The sequence below is a fragment of the Pseudomonas sp. HLT2-19-2 genome, assembly GCF_054898005.1.
Window position 1 is genome coordinate 527,538 of the sequence record NZ_CM142712.1, and the last position, 25,071, is coordinate 552,608.

The window sequence follows — 25,071 nt, forward strand, 5'->3', positions numbered from 1 at the left end:
TAACGGAAAGCAGGTATTCTTGGAAAATCGTACGTTTAGGTAAATGGTTCGTCGTGCATTTAGTAGTTGCATAAGGCGCAGGCTTCGCGCGCATTGGTGTTTGGTCAGAAACTGCTAGGATTGCGCCAGGATTAATTGATTTTCACAAGGAGTGTTTGTTGTGCATCTTCCAGATATGAATCTGCTGGTGGCCCTGGATGCGCTGCTGGACGAGGGCAGTGTGGTCGGTGCCGCCCGGCGCATGAGCTTGAGCCCCGCGGCGATGAGCCGGACCTTGACCCGGATACGTAGCGCAGTCGGTGACCCGATTCTGGTGCGCGCCGGGCGTGGTCTGGTGCCGACACCCAAGGCGCTGGCATTACGGGCTCAGGTGCGCAGCTTGGTCGAACAAGCGGCGCAGGTGTTCCTTTCGGGTGACGAGGTCGATCTGACGACGCTGGAACGCTGCTACAACTTGCGGGCGAATGACGTATTTGTCGCGGCCTTTGGTGCGCAACTGCTGGAAATCATGCGCAAAAAGGCCCCACGTACCGTGCTGCGCTTCGTGCCGGAAGGCGAGGGCGAGGATGACGCGTTGCGCGAAGGGCGGATCGATCTTTATATCAGTGCGACGCGCAATCTTGGGCCGGAAATCAAAGTTCAGAGCCTGTTCACCACGACCTTTGTCGGCCTGGCCCGGGTGGATCACCCAATCTTTCAGGAAGAAATCACGCCAAAACGTTTCGCCTCTTATGCGCAGGTCAGCGTGTCGCGACGCGGTCGTGCAACCGGGCCGATCGATACCGCTTTGGCCGGGATGGGCTTGCAGCGGCGTGTCGCGTTGATCACTCCTAGCTTTCACTCGGCGATGTTCGCCTTGCCCGATTCCGACCTGTTGCTGCCGCTGCCGGAGCATGTGTTGTGGAGCGTCTCGCGGCTGGGGTTGCCGTTGCGTTCGTTCCGTATCCCTATGGCGCTGGAGACGGTGGTGGTCATGCAGGCCTGGCATCCACGCTTTGATAACGACTCGGCCCATCGCTGGCTGCGTCAGACGTTGAAAGAGAGCTGCGCCAAGTACTCCTCGCCACGGGTTTGAAGCAGCTTGCGCTTCCAGGATCGCCGCAAGCCCCTTCGGGCCGAGCACGACCCGGCTTATCGCAGCCTGTGGATTGATACGTGCGTTGGGTGCAGCTTAAAGCTTCCCATATGTCAGTTTTCGGAACTATTGCGTCTTCATAAACTATCCAGGTAACCCTTTACCTGGAGTCATGGCTCAATGTGCCTTGTGTTGTTTTCTATCTTTCGGGGCGATGGCCGACGGGTGAACCCGTGAGTTCGCTCGCAGCCTCTGCTGTTATGGCCCCGGCGCTGGAGGTGACGAAACCCGCACCGGCCGCTGCGCCAGTGTTTGGCCTGCGTATTGTGATTGGGCTGATCGGGGTGCTGATTGCCGTATTGGTGGCCGGTCTCAACGAGATGGTCACCAAAGTGGCCATGCCTGACATTCGTGGCGCGCTGTATATCGGTGCGGATGAAGGTACCTGGTTGATCGCCACTTACGCTGCCACCTCAGTCTCGGCCATGGCGTTTGCGCCCTGGTGTTCGGTCACCTTCTCCCTGCGTCGCTTCACTCTCAGCGCCATCGGTGCGTTTACCGTGCTTGGGATTCTCTGCCCGTTCGCTCCGAACCTCGAAAGCCTGATGGTGTTACGAACTTTGCAGGGGTTGGCCGGGGGCAGTCTGCCGCCGATGCTGATGACCGTCGCGCTGCGTTTCCTCCCGCCCGGCGTCAAGCTTTACGGGCTGGCAAGTTATGCGTTGACTGCCACCTTCGGCCCGAGCCTGGGGACTCCGTTGGCCGCGTTGTGGACCGAATACGTCGGTTGGCAATGGGCGTTCTGGCAGATCGTCCCGCCCTGCTTGTTGGCGATGGTCGCGGTTGCATATGGCTTGCCGCAGGACCCGATGCGCTTTGAGCGTTTCAAACAGTTTGACTGGCGTGGCCTGTTGCTCGGTTTGCCGGCGATTTGTGCGCTGGTGATCGGTCTGTCCCAGGGCAATCGTCTGGACTGGTTCGAGTCCACGCTGATCTGCTGGCTGCTTGGCGGCGGTCTGGTGCTGTTGGTGTTGTTCTTTATTAATGAATGGTCGCACCCGCTGCCGTTCTTCAAATTGCAGATGCTGACCAACCTGAACCTGTCGCACTCGTTGCTAACCCTCGGCGGGGTACTGATCGTATTGCTGGCGGTGATCATCATCCCTTCCAGCTACCTGGCTCAGGTGCAGGGTTATCGCCCGGTACAAACTGCGCCGGTATTGCTGATGGTGGCCTTGCCGCAGTTGCTGGCGTTACCGATGGTGGCGGCCTTGTGCAACATCCGTCGGGTCGACTGCCGATGGGTGCTGGCAATCGGTCTTGGATTGCTGGCGCTGGCCTGTGCTGGCGGCACGCAAATCACTTCCGAGTGGATTCGTGACAACTTCTACATCTTGCAGCTTTTCCAGGTGTTTGGTCAGCCGATGGCGGTGATCCCGTTGCTGATGCTCGCTACCGGTGGCCTGGCGCCGCAAGACGGCCCATTCGCTTCCGCCTGGTTCAACACCGTCAAAGGTTTTTCGGCTGTCCTTGCTACCGGCGTGCTGGAGGCGCTGACAACGGCGCGGCTGCATTTCCACTCAACCATGCTGGTCGATCGCCTGGGCAACTCGCCTCTGGCAGACAGCGACGCTGCAGGGCTTGCCCATCGCATCCACGAACAGGCGGTCGTACTGACGTCTTCGGACTTGTACTACTGCATGGCGCTGCTGGCACTGGCCTTGATTCTGTTGATCCCGTTGATGCCTTCCCGGATCTATCCACCTCGTGCGGTGGCATAGCATTCCATTTAGAGAGAAAGTCGTTATGACTACGAGTAAAAATCAGAAAACTGCCTTGTACACGGTTGCCTTGGTTGCTCTTGGCGGGGTCATCTACCTGGCAGCGCCGCGCCTGTTTGGTTCCGGCTCGCTGCAAACCACTAACGATGCGTTTATCACGGCGGACTACACGTTGGTGGCGCCGAAGGTTTCGGGTTTTATTAGTCAGGTGCTGGTGGAGGACAACCAGCCGGTGAAGGCCGGTCAATTGCTGGTGGTAATCGATGATCGTGACTACCAGGCTGCGCTCCAGGCGGCCGAGGCACAGTCACTGGTTTCGCAGGCGCAGTTTCAAAACGCAAAAGCTACGCTGGAACGCCAGTCGTCATTGATCGCTCAGGCGCAGGCCATGATGGCTGCCGACAAGGCTGAGCAAGCTTTCGCGGAGCACGAACTGACGCGCTACAACCATCTCGCAGGCCAGGGCGCCGGCACCGTGCAAAATGCTCAGCAGGCCCGCAGCCGGGTGGATCAAGCCAGCGCCCGCTTGGCCAATTCGACCGCTGCCTTGGCCGCTTCGCGCAAACAGGTGGATATCCTCAAGGCCCAGCTCGACAGTGCCGACGGAGGCCACAAACATGCGTTGGCATCCTTGGAGCGGGCCCGTTTTGATCTGTCCTACACCCGTCTTGTGGCACCGATGGATGGTGTAGTCGGTGAACGTGCTGCGCGTGTCGGGGCCTATGTCAATCCAGGCGCGAAGATCATGGCGATTGTTCCTCTGGAGCGGGCCTATGTGGTTGGCAACTTCCAGGAAACCCAGTTGACGCATGTGCAGCCAGGGCAGCCAGTGAAGATCCGCGTCGACACCTTTAGTGGCGAGAGCCTCACCGGTCGGGTCGAAAGTATTGCGCCGGCGACCGGGGTGACCTTTGCGTCGGTCAAACCGGACAATGCGACGGGCAACTTCACCAAAGTCGTGCAGCGGATACCGGTGAAGATTGCGCTGGATGCCGATCAACCGTTGGCGAACCGCCTGCGTGTGGGCATGTCGGTGGAAGCGAGTATCGAGACGCAGGAGCCGCAGGGCAACGACGCACGTAAAGAGGTCACCCTTCGATGAGTCGGACTTTCCTTGCTCAGCCATTATTGTTGTCGAGCGTGTTGATGCTCTCGGCTTGCAGCGTCGGTCCGGACTTTCAGAAGCCTCAGGGGCCAGGCAACGCAAAGTGGTCCGTGCTGCAAGGCCAGGCTGCCGCCAGTCGCCCAGAGGCTTCGCCGGTTGAAGAGCGCTGGTGGGACATCTTTCACGATACGCAGTTGTCTGCCCTGGCTCGCCGTGCTGTCACCAGCAGCCTCGATGTAAAAATCGCCAGTGCTCGTCTGCAGCAGAGTCGAGCGGCGCGCCAGACCATCGCCGCCGATCAATATCCGAGCCTTGATGCCGGTGTCGGCTATGAGCGGGCACGCAACAGCAGCAGGGGCCTGAGTGACCCTTCGGGCAAGGGCGGCAAGTCTGCCTTCAATCTCTGGGAGGGCGATTTCACCGCTGCCTGGGAGCTAGACTTGTGGGGCCGGGTCAAACGCGAAGTGGAAGTGGCCGATGCATCGGTCGAGGTGGCTGAGAACGACCGGCGCATGGTCCTGCTGTCGATTCTGGCCGAGACCGCTCGCGATTACATTCAGCTGCGCGGCGTGCAGAGCACCCTCGCGGTCACTCGCGAGAACCTGGATGTTTCCCGGCACAGCCTGAAGCTGTCGCAGATGCGTTTGGCTGATGGCATCGCGACCAATCTGGATGTGGCGGAAGCCGCTGCGCAGGTCGCCGCAGTCGAAGCTCGCTTACCGTCGCTCGAACAGCGTCAGGCACAGTTGATCAATGCGTTGAGCCTGCTGTTGGCCGAGCCACCAAGAGCCTTGCAGGCCGAACTGGAAAGACCGGCGCCAGTACCGCAAACCCCACAAAACTTCGCAATTGGCTTGCCGTCGGAGCTGGCCGAGCGTCGTCCGGATATTCGTCAGGCCGAAGCCCGTCTGCATGCCGCGACGGCTGGGATCGGAGTGGCCAAGGGTGATTTCTATCCGCGCATTCGTCTGTCCGGCAACGTTGGCTTCCAGTCGATGCAGCTATCGGATTTCGGGTCCTGGGGCTCGCGCCAATTTGCTATCGGCCCACAGTTGAGCCTGCCGATTTTCGAGGGTGGACGTTTGCGTGGGATGGTCAAGTTGCGCGAGGCGCAACAACAGGAAGCGGCGCTCGATTACCAACAGGTGGTGCTTCGGGCCTGGCATGAAATTGATGATGTGCTGACCTTGTACAACGCCAGCCAACTGCGACGTGACCGACTGGCCGAAGCGGTGCGGCAGAATCGGATTGCGCTGGAAACTGCGCAAAGCCAGTACGTCGAAGGGGTGGTGGATTTCCTCAACGTGCTGACGGTTCAGAGCGCCTTGTTGGCGAATCAGGAACAACTGGTGGAAAGCTCGACCACGGTCTCGTTGGCCATGGTTGGGCTCTATAAATCACTAGGTGGCGGCTGGCAGTCGATTTATCCGCTGGCAACGGCTGATGCCGGTACCACTCATTGAGGCGCCAGGCTTTTCGAATCAATTACGGCGGACCTTGAGTCCGCCTTTTGTGTCGTTACATCATCCATCGGAGGAAGTAAGCATGAACATATCGTTGCACGGAAAGCGCGCGATCGTCAGTGGTTCCACGGCCGGTATTGGTCTGGCTATTGCTTTCGGTCTGGCCGAGGCGGGTGCTGAAGTGGTCATCAACGGGCGTAGCGAGGAGAGGGTGCGCAAGGCTATCGAGCACATTCTGAGCCGACTGCCGGGTGCTCGGCTGATCGGTCTTGCAGCCGATCTGGGAACCGTGGAAGGCGCGCAGGAACTGTTTTCCAAAGTCTCGAATGTCGACATCTTGGTGAACAATCTGGGGATCTTCGAGCCCAAGGGTTTCTTTGATATTACCGATGCCGACTGGCAGCGTTTTTTCGACGTCAACGTGATGAGCGCAGTGCGTCTGTCACGTCACTATGCGCCGGCCATGGCTGAACGTGGCTGGGGTCGGGTGTTGTTCCTGTCCAGTGAATCGGCGTTGCAGATTCCGGCTGAAATGGTCCATTACGGCACCACCAAAACCGCGCTGCTGGCAATCTCTCGTGGCCTGGCGGAAACGCTGGCCGGCACCGGTGTGACGGTCAACGCGGTACTGCCGGGGCCAACGCGTTCTGAAGGTGTCGGCGGTTTCTTCGCGCAGATGGCCGAAGAACAAGGCGTGCCGTCTGAGCAGCTGGAGAAGAGCTTCATCGCGCAACATCGCGCAAGCTCGCTGATCAAGCGTTTGGCGACGACTGAAGAAGTGGCGAATCTGGTGGTCTATCTGGCGTCGCTTCAAGCCAGTGCAACCACCGGTGCGGCGATGCGTGTCGATGGTGGCGTGGTTCGCTCCATCGCCTGATGCAGAGGGTGACCGTTGAAGGTCACTGGGGGCAAGAAGGCATGGGCGGTGATCACCGCCGATGCCTTTGGCTCAGACTGCCATCGACAACGTTTCGGTCGCTTTGGGACTGGGACCGAAATCGAAATCGGCAAACATCTTCGCGAAACGCTTGAGCGACTCAGGGGCATCCATCCGCTCCATCATCACTTCGATAAACACCAGCTCGTTGGCTGTCGCTGCCTGTTCGACAGCGGCCTCCAATTGATCTTCGGTGTGCACGATCAGCCGTCGAGAGCGATTGCGCGTGTCCAGTACATACGGCAGCTCGGCGTAACGCCAGCGGTTGACGTCGTTGTAGCTGGAGTTCTCGCCGAGTATCAGGCGCTCGATGGTATAGCCGTCGTTGTTGATCAGGAAAATAATCGGCTTGAGGTCGCGACGCAGAATCGATGACAGCTCCTGCACGGTCATCTGGATCGAACCGTCGCCGATGAACAGCATCTGCCGGCGTTGCGGTTGGGCCACCAGCGAGCCGAGCAGGGCCGGCAGAGTGAAACCGATAGCGCCCCAGATCGGCTGGGAAATGAAGGTGACATCTTCCGGCAGGCTCAAACCGTTGAGGCCGGCTGAAGAAGTGCCACTTTCAGCGATGATCAGATCGCCCGGTTTTATGAAGTGACTGATGCGTTGCCAGAAGCGCAGTTGGCTCAGCTTGGCATCCGGTTGTGGCTCGAACGGCGTGACTGAACGTTGCTCGCGCAACTCGCGCATTGGCCAGGCCTGGAGGCGCTTCGTGGCCAGCTGAAGAACGCCCGCCAGCACCTGGCGCACCGATACGGCGGTGTAGTGGACACGGTTGAGGGATACGGCATAGGGGTGCAGCTGAATCAACGAGCCGGCTCTGAATTTTTGCGAAAACAGACCCGTGCTCGTGTCGGTAAATCGAGCGCCGATGCTGATCACGCAGTCTGAGTTTTCAATCGCTTCACGTACGCTCGGAGCCGAACCAGCGCCGACGTAGGTCCCGAGAAACAGACGATGCGATTCCGGCAGCATGGCCTTGGCTGGGGCCATGGTTGCAAACGGCACATTCAACGTTTCAGCCAGGCTCTGCACCAGGCCGGTCAGACCAAAACGCGAGACATCTGCATCCACCAGTAGCGTCGGCGTGCTGGCGTGTGAAAGGCGCTGGACGATCTGCTCAACCACTTCCTTTAGTTGGTTCGGATCACTGCGGGTTTCGGTCAACTGCAATGGATGCTCAGGCACTTCGATTTGCAGCGTGGCGAGGTCCGACGGTAGCTGTAGATAAACCGGTCGTCGCTCTCGATAACAGGTCAGCAACACCCGGTCGATTTCCGCTGCAGCGTTTTCCACGGTGATGCGGGCTTGCGCCACTGTGAACTCGCGCAGGGTGATCATCACGTTGTCGTAGTTGCCGTCGACCAGCGTGTGGTGCAACAACGCGCGGTCGAGAATCGCATGCAGGGGCGGCATGCCGGAGATCAGAATCACCGGTACGCGTTCGGCGTAGGCGCCGGCGATGCCATTTAGCGCACTCAGATCGCCGACGCCATAGGTGGTCAATACGCTGCCAAAGCCCTGGGTCCGGGCATAGCCGTCCGCGGCATAGGCAGCGTTGAGTTCATTGCAATTGCCGATGAACTCGATTTCGTTCGAGTACTCGACCTGTTCGAGGAATGCCAGGTTGTAATCCCCGGGTACGCCGAACAGATGACGAATGCCAAATTCGCGCAAGCGTCGCAATAAAAAATCACCAATAGTCATGTCCATGATTCGTTTTTCCTCAGAGTTCCTTGATGAGTCGAGTCTTCTCTGCGCTAAAGGCAGTTCAAAGGCGGCTTAGTCACGCAGGTACCAGAAAAGGGCGGTGCTAAAAGTGCTGGAGCAGCGGAGCAGTTTTCTTGTTGTGGGGTTTCAAAGTTGATCGAAATCCAGCACCACTCGATCAGAAAGGGGAAAGCATTGGCATGAGAGAACGAAGCCTGCTTCGATCTCGTAATCTTCGAGGGCGAAGTTGCTGTCCATCTCCACTTCACCTTCGACCAACTTGGCCTTGCAGGTCGAACAGACCCCGGCCTTACAGGCGTAGGGCAGTTCTGCGCCGTTCTGGTTGCCGGCGTCGAGAATGCTCAGGGTGTTGCGCGGCAGCTCGAAGGCCAGGCTGTTGCCATCGCTGATCACGGTGATCAGACTGGTTCTGACGGTGTCTGTCGGGGCGGCCTCGCGAGCGGCCTGTTTGCGGCCGGCTGATGGGCTGGCGAACAGTTCGCAGTGCACTCGTGCGGGGTCAAGCTGGTGCTCGATCAACGCTTGATGAACCTCAATGGTCATCGCATGCGGGCCGCAGATAAACGCATGATCCAACGCTGCGACGTCGATCCAGCGAGTGAAGAATTGCCGGCATTTTTGCCCATCCAGGCGACCGTTATAGAGGTCGACATCCTGGCGCTCGCGGCTCATCACGAAGATCAGCTTCAGGCGTTCCAGATAGCGGTCTTTCAGGTCCCCCAGTTGCTCGCGAAACAGCGTCCCGGAACTGGAGCGATTGCCATAGAGCAAGGTGAACTGACTATGCGGTTCCTGCTCGAGCGTGGTCTTGATGATCGACAGCAAAGGCGTGATGCCACTGCCGGCGGCGATGCCCAGATAGCGGCCGTGACGTTGCGCGTCCAGCTCGACAAAAAAATTGCCGCTTGGCGCCATGACGTCCAAATAATCGCCGACGACCAGCGTTTGATTGGCGAACTCGGAGAAGCGCCCGCCGCTGACTTGCTTGACCGCCACCCGCAGCTCGTTTTCATGTGGAGCGCTGCAAATCGAGTAGGAGCGGCGGATCTCTTCGCCATCCAGTTGCGTGCGCAGTACAAGGTACTGGCCCTGCTGAAACTGGAAGGTGTCGCGCAATGCCCCGGGCACATTGAAGAGAATCGAAACCGCGTCGCGGGTTTCGCGCCGAATGTCCCGGACCTCCAGTGGGTGAAAGGTGTTCATGGATTTCTCCTGAGTCAGCTACAGACTCAAATGCACTTGAAGTAGTCGAAGGGCTCTTTGCAACGGCGGCACCGGTACAACGCCTTGCAGGCGGTCGAGCCAAACTCGCTGACGGTTTCGGTATCGAGACTCGCGCATTGCGGGCAGGGCACCGGGCCGGATTTCTCCTGTGGCGGTGCGATGCCGTAGTCCAGCAGGCGTTGCCGGCCCTGGTCGGTGATCCATTGCGAGCTCCAGGCTGGCGCCAGTCGCTGCTCCAGATAGGGCGTGGCATAGCCTGCCCATTCCAGCGCCTGGCGCACACGTTGCTCGATCATTTCGGTCGCTGGACAGCCGGAATAGGTGGGTGTCAGCACGACCTTCAGCCGGCCGTCCAGGAACAGAATGTCGCGCACGATGCCCAGGTCGACCAGGCTGACCACTGGCACTTCCGGGTCCATCACCTGTGCCATGAGCAACCAGGCGTTTGGCAGGTCCTCGGCCTTCGCCCGACGACCACACCAGTCGGACGCGATCAGCTCACCAGCGTGCATCTGGGTAAGCTCGAGGTAGAGACTGCATGGTCGCCAACAGCGGGCCGAGGTTTTCCGTGTGCCGTCCCTCGATGCCACTCAAGTAGAAGTAGCGCGCAGGCGGCGGCAGCTTCAGGGTTGCGCGGGCGAGGATGCCCTCTACGGTCTCGCGCCAGGCGTTCACCTGCAGTTGTGGGTCGCTGCTCAAACCGGCTTGATACTGACGCTGCTCGCGCTCGCTGACCGTGCACAGTTCATGAGTGAAGCGCCACAGCTGATCCAGCGCGCTCTGCATCCGTTGATGGCTGTAGTCGGTGCCGTCGCCCAAGCGGAGCATCCACTCGCTGGAGCGGCGCAGGTGGTAGGTAACTTCTTTCAGGGCTTTGTTGGCGATAGCGGCGACCATCTTGTCGCTGGAGTTCTGCAAACCCTGCAGCCGATGAAAGTGCCAGGCGTCATACAGAAATTGGCGCACGCAGGTTTGCGCATAGTCTCCGTTGGGCTGTTCGACCAACAGCAGATTGCGATACAGATGTTCACCGCGCAGGAACGCCAAGCGGTCGGCATTGCGCCCGTCATCGAGCAGTTCGGCAGCGTACTCCAGCCAGTTGCGAGCCTGGCCGACCAGGTCGAGACCGACATTCATCAGCGCCAGTTCTTCCTCAATGGCCGGGGCATGCCCGCACAGCTCGCACAGGCGCTGGCCGGTGATCAATGCGCTGTCACCCATTTGCAGCAGATAGTCGATTAGCTCGTCGGTTTGATTCATGATCTGGCTCACATATGCCCCACTTCGTCGGGCAGCTCATAAAAACTGGCGTGCCGATAAACCTTGTCCTGAGACGGTTCGAACAGCATCTCCTTGTCTTGCGGGTTGGAAGCGGTGATCTGGTCCGCCGCGACCACCCACAGGCTGATGCCCTCATTGCGCCGGGTGTAGAGCTCGCGAGCGTTTTCGATGGCCATGCACGCATCGGTGGCGTGCACGCTGCCAACATGTTTGTGGTTGAGGCCGTGCTTGCTGCGCACGAAGACCTCATACAGGGACCATTCAGACATGCGCGGCCTCTCGGTTTTTTTCTTGTTGTTTGCGAGCGTGGGCGGCTGCCGCCTGGCGTACCCAGCTACCTTCTTCGAAGGCTTTGCGGCGGGTATCCAGGCGCTCTTGATTGCAGGGACCATTACCTTCGAGTACGTGGTAGAACTCATCCCACTGGATCTCACCGAAGTCGTAGTGACCGCGTCCGGCGTTCCACTTAAGGTCCGGGTCCGGGACTGTGCAACCGAGGAATTCCAGTTGCGCGATGGTCTGGTCAATGAATCGCTGACGCAGCTCGTCGTTACTGTTGCGTTTGATCTTCCAGGCCATCGATTGCGCGCTGTTGGGCGAGTGCGCGTCACTTGGCCCGAACATCATCAGCACCGGCCACCAGAAGCGATTGATTGAATCCTGAACCATTGCCTTCTGTGCCTCTGTGCCTTGTTTCATCATCACCAACAGCAGCTCGTAGCCTTGGCGCTGATGGAAACTTTCTTCTTTGCAGATCCGCACCATGGCCCGTGCATAGGGGCCGTAGGAGGTCCGTTGCAGGACTACCTGATTGACGATCGCGGCGCCGTCGACCAGCCAGCCGATGGTGCCGACATCGGCCCAGCTCGGCGTTGGGTAGTTGAAAATGCTCGAGTACTTGGCTTGCCCTGCATGCAAGCGGGCGATCTCCTGGTCGCGGTCGGCGCCGAGTGTTTCTGCGGCGCAATACAGGTACAGGCCATGACCGGCTTCATCCTGGATTTTCGCCATGAGTTGCAGCTTGCGTTTGAACGTTGGGGCGCGGGTGACCCAATTGCCTTCCGGGAGCATGCCGACGATTTCCGAATGGGCATGTTGGGATATCTGACGGATCAGTGATTTTCGGTAGCCGGCGGGCATCCAGTTGTCGGGCTCTATTTTCACTTCAGCCTGGATTTTTTCCATAAAGGCGGCTTCTTCGTCAGACTCGTGGGTCGAGCCGAAATCCTTTTGCGATGAAGATTGCATGAGCAGTTCCTCGTGTGAGTCGAAGACGTGTGAGGTGCGCAATCAGTACTCGCCGCGTCGATCAAAGACGTGGCAAGCCTTTCCTTCCGAACGCTTGAGCGTGTGGTGGGGCTGTAACTTGATCTGCGTGCTGATGCCGACATGGACCTTGATCTGATGGCTGAATTCGCGACACAGCGCATCCCGCTCAGGCTCGCTCAGCGCGGCGTGCTCCGGGCGCAGTTCGACATGCACTTCAAGGCTGTCGAGGTTGCCGCTGCGATAGATGTGCAGCTCATAGATCGGGCTCAGCGGCGCCTGCCTGAGCAGTTGCTCCTCGATTTGCGTCGGGAACACGTTGACCCCGCGGATGATCAGCATGTCGTCGCTGCGACCGGTGATTTTGTCCAGGCGACGCATGGCTCGACCAGTGCCAGGCAACAGTCGGGTCAGGTCACGGGTGCGATAACGAATCATCGGCAGTGCCTCGCGGCTGAGCGAGGTCAGCACCAGCTCGCCGAACTGCCCGTCGGGCAATACCGCGCCGGTGTCGGGGTCGATGATTTCAGGGTAGAAATGGTCTTCCCAAAGCGTCGGGCCGTCTTTGGTGTCCAGGTATTCCATGGCAACGCCCGGCCCCATCAGCTCGGACAAACCATAGATATCCAGTGCCTGAATGCCGAGCCGTTGTTCCAGCTCGCTACGCATCTGCGCGCTCCACGGCTCTGCACCAAAGATGCCGACCCGCAGTGACAGCTCTTCGGGGGCGATACCCTGACGCTCGATTTCTTCGGCGATGTTGAGCATGTAAGACGGCGTGACCATGATGATGTCGGGACGGAAATCCTGGATCAGCTGGACTTGTCGAGCGGTCTGCCCGCCAGACATCGGGATAACCGTGCAGCCGAGTTTCTCCGCACCGTAATGTGCGCCCAGGCCACCAGTGAACAGGCCGTAACCGTAGGCAATGTGAATACGGTCGCCGCTGTGCCCGCCCGCCACGCGAATCGAGCGGGCCACCAGTGAGGCCCAGACATCGATGTCGTTGCGGGTGTAACCGACCACTGTCGGTTTGCCGGTGGTGCCACTGGAGGCGTGCAGACGAACCACTTGCTCCATGGGCACGGCGAACAGCCCGAAAGGGTAGTGCTCGCGCAGCTCGGCTTTGCTGGTCAACGGGAAGCGTGCCAGATCTTCCAGGTCGTTCAGGTCGTAAGGGTGAACCCCCAAATTATGGAACTGCTGGCGATGCCACGGGACGTGGGTGTAGGCGTGTGACAGGCTCCATCGCAGACGTTGCAACTGGTGGTGCCGCAGTTGGTCGATCGACGCGTGTTCCAGTGCGTCATCGTGAGTATTGAGCAGCGGTCTGACCGCAGTGTCCAAACGTGCGATTGCGTCCATTTTCAACGGCCCTTGAAGTGAGTGCTGCGCTTCTCGATAAAAGCGTTGAGGCCTTCACTGAAGTCCTCGCTTTGCCCTGCCAGCGTCTGCAACTCGCGTTCCGTTTCAAGCTGCTGATCCAGGCTGTGTTGCTGGCTTAAATCCATGCAGCGCTTGAGCAGACCGAGAGCGTAGGTCGGTTGCGTGGCAAGGTGCCGAGCCAGCAGCAGCGCTTCGTCTGCAAGTTCACTGTCATCTACGCAACGCCAGATCATTCCCCACTGTTGTGCTTGCTCGGCGCTGATGCGCTCGCCCAACATAAACAGCGCTTTGGCTCGAGCGCTGCCGATCAGGCGTGGAAGTACCCAGCTGACGCCTGAGTCGGGTATCAGGCCAACCTTGCCGAAGGCCTGAATAAAACTGGCGCTGCGGGCCGCAATGACCAGGTCGGCGGCAAGAGCGATACTGGCGCCAGCTCCGGCGGCTACGCCGTTGACGGCGCAGATCACCGGAATTGGCAGGTCACGCAAGGCTCTGATCAGCGGGTTGTAGTCATGCTCGAGCAGGTCGCCCAGGTTTGCTGGTGTTCCGTCAGGATTTATCTGCAACGACGCCAGATCCTGCCCTGCGCAAAACGCCCGGCCTTTGCCGGTCAGCAACAGGGCGCGAATACCTGGATCTTGCCGAACCAGAGCCAACGCTTGGCGCAATTGCTCGTGCATGTCTGCGGTAAAGCTGTTGAATTGGTCTGGACGATTCAGAACCACGACAGCAACACCTTGATCCACAGAGAAAAGAATGTTCTCGCTATTCATCTCAAGCCACTCATCATTGATACAACGTCGCACGCAGTGTTGTGCATTCGATAAGGCATCACAGCTCAACCTAAAGTCGACAGCACACTGTTTAGAGTGCGCACGATCAACCGGCTAATAAGTTGGCTGCAGTGCTGTGTTGTTATTCTGTATGGGATGCCAGTCGAAGCATTTGATTGAAGATATTTTTTTGATGCATTTCTTCTGTGCCGCCGACACTGGCAAAGCCCAGAGCATCTTTAACGAAGGTAGCGATGCCACCTTCGTGATAGCCGATACTGCCATACAGTTTTACCAGGCTTAGTGCAGTGTCTATCAAGTCTTGGGCACTGGTAAGTTTAGCGATAGAACAACTCATCAAGGCCTGCGGATGACCATTAAGAAGTTGGTACAGCGCGGCGTAGACCATCCAGCGATTGCGCTCCATGCCAATGGTCATATTGATCAGGCGCTTTTGTACATATTGGTGGCTGTCGATTGAACTATTGAAGCTTTGTCGCTCGGCGGCGTAGCGCACGGCGTCGGCAACATAAGGCGTTGGCAGGTTGACTGCCACCAGACCGTAATAAAGTCGGCCCAGAGAAATAATGTCGATCAGTTGTTGCAGGCCGCGACCGGCTTTGCCCAGTACTTGGGATGCCTGTACCTGAACGTTGTCGAAGTACAGCGGGCCGGTCGGTAGATTCTTGTTGCCGAGCTTGTCATCCGGCTCGCCTCTGCTCAGGCCTTGCATGTCGCCGTCGAGCAGGACCAGTGCGATATTCTGCTTTGGCGTATCGGCCAGTTTGGTCACGATCAGCATGAAGTCGGCGATCGGTGCGTGAGCGATATTGTATTTGCTGCCGGTCAGGCTGTAGCCGTCGGCGGTAGGGCTGAGCGTGCTGTCGATGCTTCTAACGTCGGTACCGGTGCCGGGTTCGGCGATCCCGGTGGCGCTGATTGCACCGTTGAGAATCGCCTGAAGGTATCGGTCCTTCTGGCTTTCGCTGCCATACAGCATCAACGCCCGAACCATACCGGCCTGAGCGATGACCGAGAGCAGCAGCTCTGGTGTGCGGATCGAAGAGGCCAGCCCTTCAAGCGCCGCAGTGAAGCCCCACCAGTCTTCTCCCGTGCCGCCGTGACTGGATGGAATTACCAGTTTCCATAGTCCCTCCTCGCAGAGGCGGCTCCAACCGGCATGGTCGAACCCAACCGGTGTGCCTTTGTTTGCAGTTGCCAGTTGTCCGCCGATTTCACGGTATTTCTCGAGCAGGCTTCGTTGTTCGCTTGTCCAGGACAGCAGCATGTTTGCGTTACCTATCAATACACCCTAGACGCTGGCCTGGTGGCATCGGCCAGCGATCATTGTTCGAGTCGTGGTCGGATTTCGATCACTACTCCTGGAAGGCCAGAACCTGGTTTTTGAATTCGTCGGGGACGGTGATGGTTCGATTGCCCGCGTAGTCGAACATCACATGTTTGGACAGGCCTTTAGCGACAGTGGTTTTCCCTGCATCGCTAAGGTGCATGATGTGCTCCATCTCGAAGCTCTTGTTGCCGAACTCGATAACACGACTGGTGACAGTCACGATGTTGCCATAGACCGCTGGCTTAACATATTCGCAGGAGGTCTTGACCATGATGTGCGGAAGCTTTTGATCTTTCGGCAATTTCAGCAGGTTGTGCATGTAGCTCAGGTAGGCGTGCTGCAAGTAGTCGTAGTAAACAGGACTGCTTACATGACCCATCGAGTCGGTGTCTCGATATTTAACTTCGATGACGGTATCAAATCCATTGTTGCCCATTGCAGTACCCTCTTGGCTTAGTGAGACGTCTGAGTTGTGCTGGCGAGAAGCGTTGATACGTACATCAAGGCGTTGAACTTTATGACGCTTTGATGACTAATAGTTCAAGGCACTCTCAGCGCTTGTCACAACTTGTTACTCATGCTACGGCACAGGTATTAGTGTGGCTACTCGCATTCCGGTGCGCTCGAAAAGACTGACGAAACTTCAAACTTGGCGAGCGCGGACCTATCGACAGGTAGCGCAAAGTCGCTGTTCTCGGTCTTGTTTCATCTGCGGGGCGCGTAAACAGAAGAGCAACTTCAGTCCGTCTAAGTCGGGTGTACTCGCATTTTCAGAAACGCTGTTGGATTCCTATTGTCGGACAATATGCATTAACGACCGAGTAGAAAATAAATGCGAGTAATAAGTCGCTTTAGACCGCTCTATTAACCAAGGGCTGTCTGTTTGGCATGCGAGTAGTGAGGCTGTCCGGGTTCTTTTAGCATAAGCGCTCGTTCTGGCTCGTCCAGTCGAGTGGGTGGGTACCTGATCAAGGCTCACGCCGACCTGCAACGCAATGCTCAAGGAGTTCCGCCCAGATGTCTTCATCACAACCCGTGGCCGTAGTGACCGGCGCCGCCAGCGGCATTGGCGCAGCCACTGCACGACACTTGCACCAGTTGGGATTTTTGGTCGCAGGCCTGGACATGAATGCGCAGGGGCTGGAGGAAGCGATCGGTGGGCTGGGTAGCCAGCACCGCGGGTTTGTTGCCGATGTCTGTGACGAGCAGGCGCTGGTTCAGGTGTTCCAGCAGATCGATGACTGGCAGGGGCGGATCGACGCCCTGGCAACCTGTGCCGGGGTAGTCGATACCTCACCTTTTGATTCGCTCACGGCTGCGCGTTTCCGAACACTTATGGATATCAACCTGATCGGCACCTTCAGTGTCGTGCAATTGGCTGTGCCGCGAATGAGCCCGGGTGCTCGCATCTGCACTGTCGCCAGTGTCGCCGGGCTGCGCGGTGGTGGCCTGGCCGGGACTCTGGCCTATGCCGCCAGCAAGGGCGCGGTGGTGACCATGACCAAGGGCCTTGCCCGCGAATTGGGCCCTCGAGGGATTAACGTCAATTGTGTCGCCCCCGCCGTGATTCGTACCCCGATGCTCGATGACACCACTCGTCAGGATGGCCAGTTGCAGCGTTTGCATGAGATGACCGCATTGCGTCGTGAAGGCTCGGCGAACGAAGCCGCCGAGGTTATCGCGTGGTTGTTGTCCGGCAAGGCCTCATTTGTCAGTGGTGTGACCATTCCGGTGGATGGCGGCCTGACCATGCTCTAGAAGCACCTCGTAATTTCCCCCTCCCTCAACCCAACAGATCATCAGGAAGATGCTATGGCTATGTCCCCCGAAAACCCGTTGGCGCTATGCCGTACGTTCTTGTTTGTACCAGGCGCAGAAGAGGTCGCGCTGCATGCGGCACTGCAAACGGGTGCCGATGTTCTGGTACAGGAGCTGGAAGATTTCACGCCGCCGGCCAGGCGCGCAGAGGCCCGCGCATTATCGGCGCGGGTCATGGACCATTGGCGCGAGTGCGGGCGTATCACTTCGGTGCGCATCAATCCCTTCGAAACGTGCGGCCATGATGATCTGAGTGCGGTTATGGTCGGTCGGCCGGCAATCATCATGATGTCGAAAGTCGAATCCACTGAGCAGATGATTGAGTTGGACCAGCAAATTACCCGGCTGGAGTCGATGCTTTCGATCAAGCAGGGCTCAACGCTGATTGTCCCGAACATCGAAACCGCCCTGGGTGTGGTGCGAGCGATCGATATCGCGCATTCGAGCCCGCGAATCAAGGGAATGCTGGTAGCGACTGAAGATATGGTCGCTGACCTCGGTGCCGGGCGCAGTAGAGAAGGGACCGAGCTGTTCTACCCCCGATCCCGTTTTCTCCTTGAATGCGCTGCTGCCGGAGTCCTGGCGATTGACTCGCCTTATACCTTTGCTGATGAGGAGGGCGCCGAAGCGGACATGCGCTTTGCGCGCTCTATCGGTTATCAGGCTAAAGGTGTGGTCAATCCGGATCACGTGGCCGTTGCCAATCGCTATCTGACTCCGACAAGTGCCGATGCCGAGTTGTCAGTTCGCCAGATCGCGGCCTTCGAACAGGCTGCCAGTGGCGGTAAGGTGCGGGCAGAAGTGGATGGGCTAATTGTTGAGGTGCCAAGCTATCTACAATCCAGACGGCTGCTCAATCGTTATGAGCAATTGTGCGCGGTGCAGGCGTCACGCCGCGGGGGCGCATGAGTGCGCCATGCGGGCGTTGGTGCGGTTTTTTGCAATCCGTCGCGCGCGGGAAACCAGTAGTGAAGTGTTGTTGGCTGTCCCGCACAGATAGCCCATGACTGAGTCGCAGATGGCTTTTTCGATAGCCTTGGGGCAAAAATCGGGGCATTCGATCACATAGGCATGTATCAGTGACCTGATCATCCGGGTCACTAGCCAGGCGGCCAGCTGGATATCGTTTTGCACCAGTTGGTCGGCCCAGCGCCCCAGCAGGTCCTGCACCATTAGCGGGATTTCCGCTTTATAGGCATCCTCGGTCGTCTGATCATTCAAGAACGAGAACTCTTGCTCCAGCAGTCGATGCAGCTCCGGCTCCTTGGTATGTGGGGTCAGGAAAGCTCGTACCAAGTGCTCGATATGCCCTTGCAGGCTGGAGATGTCTGAGCGGGTCAGAAGGCCTTGGATGGCTTCGTGAGTGGCCTTGACCTTGCGATAGTGCAGGGCGGCTATCAGTGAGTCTTTGTTGGGGAAATACTGATAGACCGATCCGACGCTGACGCCGGCCAGCTGTGCGACCAGGTTGGTATTGGTCCCGGCATAGCCATGTTTGACCACCACGTTGGCAGTGGTTTCGAGGATGGCCTCGACCATCATTTTCGAGCGAGTCTGGGTGGGGGCCTTACGAGGATGTTGGATGTGCTTCACGGATAACTCCAGAGTCTGTCTATTTTCCCTGTATCTGAGTTACTGCCATTGGGACCGCTGGTACTGACGCCGCGCGCTGCCTCTGGAGGATTTGCTCCTTTTGGGTGCGCGCGACTCCCCTGCGTGGAAGCGACCAAGCTACGGCAGCGCATACGTGCCCCTGACGCAGTAACTTATTTACCGTGACGATTCTTGATCCTTACATAGGCGTTCGAAAATGCTTTTCTGTGCAGTTTATAGTTAGCGTTCAGGACATGTATCGAGCGCGGGAGTAGGGTTAAGCTAATGAGCTTTTTGCATAGGCGGGAGCCGGCGGGCTGGCCTTTGGCGGTCAGCGCGGCGGTTTTTTTCGTTTACAGACAGTTCTAAAGGCCTTCGATCAATTCTCGATAATCCCCCACCGCCGCAAATTCTGCGGTGTCTTTCGGCCCTTTGCGGCTGTCCGGTTCGCTCACGGCCAATAGATGCGCAACCCCGAAGTCGCGGGCGCTACGCAGAATCGGCAAGGTGTCGTCGATAAACAGGCTGCGGGCCGGGTCGAAGCCAATGTCGGCTTGCAAGGCATCCCAGAACTGCGGGTTTTCCTTGGCGAAGCCATAATCGTGGGAGCTGATCAAACGCTCGAAATACGGCGCCAATTCGATTTTTTCCATCTTCAATGACAACGAGTCGCGGTGGGCGTTGGTGATCAGCACTACACGCTTTCCGGCCTGTTTGATCGCTTCAAGGAAGGTGTCAGCGTCCGGGCGCAGGGCAATCAAATGCGCGGTTTCCAGTTTCAGTTCGCGCACCGGCAGTTTGAGCTCGGCGCTCCAGAAATCCAGGCAATACCATTGCAACTGGCCGGCATTGCGCTCGAACAGTGGCTGCAATTCCATCTCGGCCATGGCCCGGCTCACCCCGTGCAACTCAGCGTAACGCTGGGGCAGGTGCTCCATCCAGAAATGGTTGTCGTAGTGCAGGTCCAGCAGCGTACCGTCCATATCTAGCAGTACGGTGTCGATGTCGCGCCAGGGCAGCAGGGACATAAAAAACTTCTCCAGCGGTAAAAAAGATATCCGAGGTAAACAATCAGGATAGGCCGGGTATAGTAACGCGTTCACGCCAAGGAGCTTTTCATGCGCCAGAAACCCACCATCCTCGCCCGCGAGATCGTCGCCACCAGCCGTTTGTTCTGCGTCGAAGAGCTGAAGTTGCGCTTTTCCAATGGCGTGGAGCGCACGTATGAACGACTGGTGGGCAAGGGCGCCGGTTATGGCGCGGTGATGATCGTGGCGATGCTGGATGCAGACCACGCGGTGCTGGTCGAAGAGTATTGCGGCGGCACCGATGAATACGAGCTTTCCTTGCCCAAAGGCTTGATCGAGCCGGGTGAAGACGTGCTGGCGGCGGCCGAACGAGAACTCAAGGAAGAGGCCGGGTATGGCGCGCGGCAACTGGAGCATCTGACTGAGTTGTCGTTGTCGCCCGGTTACATGAGCCAGAAGATCCAGGTGGTGTTGGCCACCGATCTGTACGAAGAAAGCCTTGAAGGCGATGAGCCCGAGCCGATGGGTGTGGATAAAATTAACCTGCGTGAGTTGTCGGCCCTGGCCCAGAACCCGCGATTCACTGAGGGCCGTGCGTTGGCAGCGCTTTATCTGGCCCGTGATCTGCTGACTCAGCGTGGAGTGTTCCAGCCATGAATTTCCCCCATCCGTTGATGGCGCCTGTTGTTGAGCTGGCGCTGAAAGCCGGTGAAGCCATTCTGCCGTTTTGGCGTGCCAACGTCGCCGTGACAGCAAAATCCGATGATTCTCCGGTAACGGCCGCCGACATGGCCGCTCACCATGTGATCCTGGCCGGGCTGACGGCGCTGGACCCAAGCATCCCGGTGCTGTCCGAAGAAGACGCCAACATTCCCCAGAGCGTGCGCGCCGGGTGGCAGCGTTGGTGGCTGGTCGACCCGCTGGACGGGACCAAGGAGTTCATTTCCGGTAGCGAAGAATTCACCGTCAACATCGCGCTGATCGAGCAGGGGCGAGTGGTGTTTGGCGTGGTGTCGATGCCGACCAACGGGCGCTTCTACGTCGGTGGTGCTGGTTTGGGCGCGTGGCGTGGCGATAAAGGCGCAACGCCGCTGCCAATTCAGGTGCGCGACGTGCCAGCGGCGGGCGAGGCATTTACCGTGGTTGCCAGTCGTCGGCATTCAAGTCCTGAGCAGGAGCGCTTGCTGGCCGGGTTGAGCGACAGTCTGGGTGAGCTGCACTTGGCCAATATCGGCAGTTCGTTGAAGTTTTGTTTGCTGGCGGAAGGGACGGCGGATTGTTATCCGCGGTTGGCGCCGACTTCGCAGTGGGACACGGCGGCTGCGCAAGGCGTGCTGGAAGGGGCTGGCGGTGAGGTGCTGGATTTGAGCGGTGCGCCGTTTTGTTATCCGGCGCGGGAATCGTTGTTGAATGAGTTTTTTTTGGCGCTGCCGGCGAAAGCTGCCTGGCGCGAGAAATTGTTGACGTTGGCGCGGGCCTGAAGATTCTTTGCTTTAGCGGTGGAGGACGTACTGTCCGGTAAATGTCACCGCATCTTCCTCACTCCCCACATTCACAATCCTTGAATGCAGCTTCAACCGCGCCCGTCCATACCGCTCATACATCGCCAAAAACTTCTTCCACACCGCCGCACTCGGCGCCTGGCAAATCGCCGTGGCATCCATGGTGACCGGCAATGGATAGCTGATATGCCCTTCATGAATCACGATGTGCCCGCCTTTAACCCCTTCTTCACGCAATCGCAAATGCAGCCAGCCCCAACCCGCCAGCACTGCTCCGCAATACAGACTGCCGCCGAACATGGTGCTCTTGTGGTTGACGTTGGCCTCCAGCGGCAAGTGCAGGCGCAGTTGCTGGTCGTGCCAGTCGAGCACCTTGAGGCCCATGTCCCGCGTAAGGGGGATGTCGTGATGGAGAATCGATTCCAGATGACGACTGTCGCGGCTCATGCAGGGGTCTCTTGTATGAAGATGATGATTTGACGGTAGCTCAATCGAGTTCGTCGGTGTGGCTGCTGACACCACCGTCGGCGAAGTTCAACCCGTGCTTGCGCAGTTTGTCGTGCAAGGTTTTGCGCGGGATACCGAGGGCTTCGGCGAGGCTGCGCACGGAACTGTGAGAGCGCGTCAGTTCGGCGGCGATCAGGCTCTTCTCGAAATTTTCCACTTGCTCGCTGAGACCGCCGCTGACCCCTTCGACCGTCATGCCGGCAGCGCCCTGCGAAGCGCTGTTGTCCAGCGCCAGTTCCAGACCCAAGGCAAAGCGTTCGGCGGCGTTTTGCAGTTCGCGCACGTTGCCCGGCCAGGTGTGGCGCAGCAGCAGGGCGCGTTGCCCCGGTTGCAGTTCATGGGGCGGTAAGCCGTGGCGGGTGCTGGCTTCGTCGGCGAAATACTGGAACAGCATCAGCGCATCTTCGCCGCGCTCGCGCAGCGGTGGAATACGCAGCGGTGCGACGTTCAGACGGTAATACAAATCGGCACGGAAGCGGCCCTGATCGGCGGATTGACGCAGGTCTTCCTTGGTCGCGGCGATGATGCGGATGTCCAGCGGGATCAGCTGATTGCCGCCCAAACGCTCGACGACGCGCTCCTGCAGCAAACGCAGCAATTTCACCTGCACATCCAGGCTCATGCTTTCGATTTCATCGAGGAACAACGTGCCGCCATTGGCGAATTCGAACTTGCCGATACGACGCTTTTGCGCGCCGGTAAAGGCGCCTGGCTCGTGACCGAACAGCTCGCTTTCTACCACCGACTCGGCCAGGGCGCCGGCATTGATCGCCACGAACGGACCGTTACGACGGCTCGACAGATCATGCAAGGCACGTGCGACAACTTCTTTACCCGCACCGGTTTCACCCAGGATCAGCACATCAGCCTTGGTCGCCGCCAATGCTCCGATCTGCTCGCGCAGGCGCAGCATCGATGCCGATTGCCCGACCAGTCGGGTACTCAGTTCATTGCGATCGCTCAGGGCCAGACGCAGGCTGCGGTTGTCCAGCACCAGCCGGCGCAAGGCCAACGCGCGGCGCACGCTGTCGAGCAGGGCGTCGCTGGCGAAGGGTTTTTCCAGAAAGTCATAAGCCCCGGCGCGCATCGCTTGCACGGCCAGCGGCACATCGCCGTGACCGGTAATCAACAGCACTGGCAGATCCGGGTCCTGGGCATGCAGTTCGGTCAGCAGTTCGAGACCGTCCATGCCCGGCATGCGGATGTCACTGACCACCACACCGGGCCAGTCGCGCTCCAGTTGTACGGCCAGGCCCTTGGCTTCGGCCAGGGGCAGAATTTTCAGGCCGGCGAGGTCCAGGGTCTGGCTCAGGGCCTGACGCAGGTGCGGATCGTCGTCGATCAGCACGACCTGGATGCGGTTGTCGATGGTCATGCACTTCGGTCCTCGGACGGTTGCAGGCTCACACCTGGTGCGCCTGCACGCAATTTCAGGGTAATCAGGGCGCCGCCTTCCTTGTGGTTGGCGAACGACAGTTCACCCCCGAAGGCACGCATCAGGGTTTCGCAAATCGCCAGCCCCAATCCAAGGCCCTGAGTGCGGGTCTTGGTGGTGTAGAAGGGCTCGCTGGCGCGGCCAAGTGCTTCCAGGCAGAACCCGGGGCCATTGTCGCGAATGTACAGATTGACGCCGTCGGCGGTGGATTGGGCACTCAACCAGAGTTTACGTGGCGGGCCTTTTTCCGTCAGGGCGTCCAGGGCGTTGGCCAGTAGATTGCCGAGCACCTGACGCAGACGGGTTTCCCCGGCCTCGACCCACAGGGTGGCGGCCGGCAAATCGCGAATCAGTTCGACTTCCATGCCGCGCCGACGCTTGGCCAGCAGCGCCAGCGCGTCGTCCAGCGCCGGTTGCAGGGCGACGCTTTCCGGGGCGTGGCGATCGCGCCGGGCGAAGGCGCGCAGGTGGGCGATGATTGACGCCATTCGCCCGGTCAAATCGCTGATCAGCTTGAGGTTGCCGCGCGCATCGTCGGTGCGCTGATGATCGAGCAGCACTTCGGCGTTTTCCGCGTAGCTGCGGATCGCCGCCAGCGGTTGATTCAACTCGTGGCTGATGCTCGCCGACATGGTGCCAAGGGCCGACAGTTTGCCGGCCTGCACCAGATCATCCTGAGCGCGAACCAACTCTTGCTGGGCCTGTTCGCGTTCCAGCACTTCCTGTTTCAATCGACGGTTGAGGCCTTCGAGGTCGCTGGTCCGCTCGGCTACCCGGCCTTCCAGTTCATGACGGGCCTTGGCTTCGAAGGCGATCCGTTCGAGGTAATGTCGGCGGCGCTGCATCATCAGGCCCAGCAGCAACATCAACACCAACAACGTCGCGCCACCGATGGCGACGACCGTGCGCACCGGGCGATCGATCAAGGTGCGTGGGGCGAGGATGCTGACGTTCCAACCGGTTTCCACGATTGGCTGGGTCTGCGTCAGCCAGGCGCTGGGGTTGAGCTCCAACGGTTTGGGATCGCGAGTCGGATAGGGTTGCATCGCCGTAATAGCCTTGCGTTCTTCTTCGCTCAACGGGCGGGTCGAGCGGAATCGCCACTCGGGCCGCGACGTGAGAATGACCACGCCGTTATGGTCAGTCAGCAGCAGTTGTTCCGGGGTTTTGCCCCAGAGGCTTTCGGTATGGTCCAGGTCGACCTTGACCACCAGCACACCGATGATCTTTTCGCCGTTACGCACGGCGGCGGCGAAGAAATAGCCGCGCTTGGCCGATGTCGTTCCCAAACCGAAAAAGCGCCCAAGCCGGCCGGCCATGGCTTCGCTGAAATAGGGCCGGAAGGAAAAATTACGCCCGACGAAACTGTCGTGTTTGTCCCAATTGGACGCGGCCAGGGTTTTGCCCGTGGTGTCCATCAGGTACATGACTTCGGCGCCGGTCTGGGCGCTGATGTTTTTCAACAAACGGTTGGCATTGCCCTGGGTGACGCCATCGTCGGGCGCGCCGAGGGCCGCTCGAAGGGCCGGCAGATCGCCGAGGATCTGCGGCATCACTTCATATCGATGCAAGGTGCCCAGCAGGTTGGCGACGTAAAGGTCAAGCGTCTGACGGTTCTGCCCGGCCAGTTCGCTGCGGTAATATCGCTCGGCCAGATGCTCCAGCGGCCACAGCAACGGCGCCAGGCACAGTGCGAGCAGTGCCAGGCTGCGCCAGCGGGGTCTGCGAGGGAGGGTCGGAGTCATGAGCATCGAGCGCCTGTGGGTACAGGCGCATTATGCCTAGCCTTGCGGGTGCAGTCTGCGCACCGTA

General features: G+C 58.9%; 24 protein-coding genes. 9 read left to right on the forward strand and 15 right to left on the reverse strand.

The window, feature by feature from the left end:
- Positions 1–160 precede the first annotated feature (160 nt).
- The 5 genes from ACYZTU_RS02490 to ACYZTU_RS02510 all read left to right on the forward strand — a co-directional run bounded on the left by ACYZTU_RS02490 (position 161) and on the right by ACYZTU_RS02510 (position 6,301).
- Complete coding sequence (locus ACYZTU_RS02490; RefSeq protein WP_129439381.1) at positions 161–1,075, forward strand: LysR family transcriptional regulator; 915 nt, start codon at positions 161–163, stop codon at positions 1,073–1,075.
- Positions 1,076–1,335: 260 nt separating this feature from the next.
- Positions 1,336–2,856, forward strand: a complete 1,521-nt coding sequence (locus ACYZTU_RS02495) for an MFS transporter (protein ID WP_461970939.1) — start codon at positions 1,336–1,338, stop codon at positions 2,854–2,856.
- Between the two features lie 25 nt (positions 2,857–2,881).
- The gene (locus tag ACYZTU_RS02500) at positions 2,882–3,958 is read left to right on the forward strand and encodes an HlyD family secretion protein (protein ID WP_461967787.1); all 1,077 of its coding nucleotides are present in this window, start codon (positions 2,882–2,884) and stop codon (positions 3,956–3,958) included.
- Positions 3,955–5,424, forward strand: a complete 1,470-nt coding sequence (locus ACYZTU_RS02505; protein WP_461967789.1) for an efflux transporter outer membrane subunit — start codon at positions 3,955–3,957, stop codon at positions 5,422–5,424. Before ACYZTU_RS02500 ends, ACYZTU_RS02505 begins: the two co-directional genes overlap by 4 nt.
- An 82-nt stretch (positions 5,425–5,506) precedes the next feature.
- On the forward strand, positions 5,507–6,301 hold the full coding sequence (locus ACYZTU_RS02510) for an SDR family NAD(P)-dependent oxidoreductase (RefSeq protein ID WP_461965133.1): 795 nt from the start codon (positions 5,507–5,509) through the stop codon (positions 6,299–6,301).
- Between the two features lie 72 nt (positions 6,302–6,373).
- Here the strand turns inward: ACYZTU_RS02510 and ACYZTU_RS02515 are convergent, their stop codons facing one another.
- The 10 genes from ACYZTU_RS02515 to ACYZTU_RS02560 form a co-directional block, all read right to left on the reverse strand.
- On the reverse strand, positions 6,374–8,077 hold the full coding sequence (locus tag ACYZTU_RS02515; protein ID WP_461965135.1) for an alpha-keto acid decarboxylase family protein: 1,704 nt from the start codon (positions 8,075–8,077) through the stop codon (positions 6,374–6,376).
- Between the two features lie 144 nt (positions 8,078–8,221).
- The gene (gene paaE / locus ACYZTU_RS02520; RefSeq protein ID WP_461967791.1) at positions 8,222–9,298 is read right to left on the reverse strand and encodes a 1,2-phenylacetyl-CoA epoxidase subunit PaaE; all 1,077 of its coding nucleotides are present in this window, start codon (positions 9,296–9,298) and stop codon (positions 8,222–8,224) included.
- A gap of 26 nt (positions 9,299–9,324) precedes the next feature.
- Positions 9,325–9,831: a 1,2-phenylacetyl-CoA epoxidase subunit PaaD gene (paaD, locus tag ACYZTU_RS02525; protein WP_461967793.1), complete on the reverse strand. Its 507-nt coding sequence runs from the start codon at positions 9,829–9,831 to the stop codon at positions 9,325–9,327.
- On the reverse strand, positions 9,818–10,579 hold the full coding sequence (paaC, locus tag ACYZTU_RS02530) for a 1,2-phenylacetyl-CoA epoxidase subunit PaaC (protein WP_461967795.1): 762 nt from the start codon (positions 10,577–10,579) through the stop codon (positions 9,818–9,820). Before paaC ends, paaD begins: the two co-directional genes overlap by 14 nt.
- 8 nt (positions 10,580–10,587) lie before the next feature.
- Positions 10,588–10,869 (reverse strand): 1,2-phenylacetyl-CoA epoxidase subunit PaaB, encoded by a 282-nt coding sequence (gene paaB, locus ACYZTU_RS02535; protein ID WP_449642937.1) that lies wholly within the window; start codon positions 10,867–10,869, stop codon positions 10,588–10,590.
- Positions 10,862–11,848 (reverse strand): 1,2-phenylacetyl-CoA epoxidase subunit PaaA, encoded by a 987-nt coding sequence (gene paaA / locus ACYZTU_RS02540; RefSeq protein ID WP_449642938.1) that lies wholly within the window; start codon positions 11,846–11,848, stop codon positions 10,862–10,864. The genes paaB and paaA overlap by 8 nt, the downstream gene beginning before the upstream one ends.
- Positions 11,849–11,890: 42 nt before the next feature.
- Entirely contained in the window at positions 11,891–13,231 is a 1,341-nt protein-coding gene (paaK, locus tag ACYZTU_RS02545; protein WP_461967797.1) for a phenylacetate--CoA ligase PaaK, read from the reverse strand.
- 2 nt (positions 13,232–13,233) lie between these two features.
- Positions 13,234–14,025 carry a 2-(1,2-epoxy-1,2-dihydrophenyl)acetyl-CoA isomerase PaaG gene (paaG, locus tag ACYZTU_RS02550; RefSeq protein ID WP_449642940.1) on the reverse strand — a complete coding sequence of 264 codons (792 nt, stop codon included), beginning with the start codon at positions 14,023–14,025 and terminating at the stop codon, positions 13,234–13,236.
- A gap of 142 nt (positions 14,026–14,167) precedes the next feature.
- Positions 14,168–15,313, reverse strand: coding sequence for an acyl-CoA dehydrogenase family protein (locus tag ACYZTU_RS02555; RefSeq protein ID WP_461967799.1), 1,146 nt, complete (start codon positions 15,311–15,313; stop codon positions 14,168–14,170).
- 88 nt (positions 15,314–15,401) lie between these two features.
- Positions 15,402–15,812 (reverse strand): acyl-CoA thioesterase, encoded by a 411-nt coding sequence (locus ACYZTU_RS02560; protein ID WP_449642942.1) that lies wholly within the window; start codon positions 15,810–15,812, stop codon positions 15,402–15,404.
- A gap of 581 nt (positions 15,813–16,393) precedes the next feature.
- On the opposite strand from ACYZTU_RS02560, the gene ACYZTU_RS02565 reads away from it, so the two are divergent.
- Positions 16,394–17,134: an SDR family NAD(P)-dependent oxidoreductase gene (locus ACYZTU_RS02565; protein WP_461967801.1), complete on the forward strand. Its 741-nt coding sequence runs from the start codon at positions 16,394–16,396 to the stop codon at positions 17,132–17,134.
- Between the two features lie 60 nt (positions 17,135–17,194).
- A complete protein-coding gene (locus tag ACYZTU_RS02570) occupies positions 17,195–18,103 on the forward strand; it encodes an HpcH/HpaI aldolase/citrate lyase family protein (protein ID WP_461967803.1) in 909 nt (302 codons plus the stop codon).
- On the opposite strand, the gene ACYZTU_RS02575 is transcribed toward ACYZTU_RS02570, so the two are convergent.
- On the reverse strand, positions 18,083–18,787 hold the full coding sequence (locus ACYZTU_RS02575; protein WP_129439348.1) for a TetR/AcrR family transcriptional regulator: 705 nt from the start codon (positions 18,785–18,787) through the stop codon (positions 18,083–18,085). The two genes, ACYZTU_RS02570 and ACYZTU_RS02575, sit on opposite strands and share 21 nt — an antisense overlap.
- 365 nt (positions 18,788–19,152) lie before the next feature.
- Entirely contained in the window at positions 19,153–19,815 is a 663-nt protein-coding gene (yrfG, locus tag ACYZTU_RS02580; protein WP_461967805.1) for a GMP/IMP nucleotidase, read from the reverse strand.
- Between the two features lie 90 nt (positions 19,816–19,905).
- On the opposite strand from yrfG, the gene nudE reads away from it, so the two are divergent.
- Positions 19,906–20,472, forward strand: a complete 567-nt coding sequence (gene nudE / locus ACYZTU_RS02585) for an ADP compounds hydrolase NudE (RefSeq protein ID WP_033058385.1) — start codon at positions 19,906–19,908, stop codon at positions 20,470–20,472.
- Positions 20,469–21,296 (forward strand): 3'(2'),5'-bisphosphate nucleotidase CysQ, encoded by an 828-nt coding sequence (cysQ, locus tag ACYZTU_RS02590; protein ID WP_461967807.1) that lies wholly within the window; start codon positions 20,469–20,471, stop codon positions 21,294–21,296. Before nudE ends, cysQ begins: the two co-directional genes overlap by 4 nt.
- A 12-nt stretch (positions 21,297–21,308) precedes the next feature.
- On the opposite strand, the gene ACYZTU_RS02595 is transcribed toward cysQ, so the two are convergent.
- Genes ACYZTU_RS02595 through ACYZTU_RS02605 form a run of 3 tightly spaced genes read right to left on the reverse strand, consistent with a single transcriptional unit; the run spans position 21,309 to position 25,004 of the window.
- The gene (locus ACYZTU_RS02595; protein ID WP_282377370.1) at positions 21,309–21,764 is read right to left on the reverse strand and encodes a thioesterase domain-containing protein; all 456 of its coding nucleotides are present in this window, start codon (positions 21,762–21,764) and stop codon (positions 21,309–21,311) included.
- Between the two features lie 40 nt (positions 21,765–21,804).
- Positions 21,805–23,199, reverse strand: a complete 1,395-nt coding sequence (locus ACYZTU_RS02600; protein ID WP_461967808.1) for a sigma-54-dependent transcriptional regulator — start codon at positions 23,197–23,199, stop codon at positions 21,805–21,807.
- On the reverse strand, positions 23,196–25,004 hold the full coding sequence (locus ACYZTU_RS02605) for a sensor histidine kinase (protein ID WP_461967810.1): 1,809 nt from the start codon (positions 25,002–25,004) through the stop codon (positions 23,196–23,198). The genes ACYZTU_RS02600 and ACYZTU_RS02605 overlap by 4 nt, the downstream gene beginning before the upstream one ends.
- Positions 25,005–25,071 lie beyond the last annotated feature (67 nt).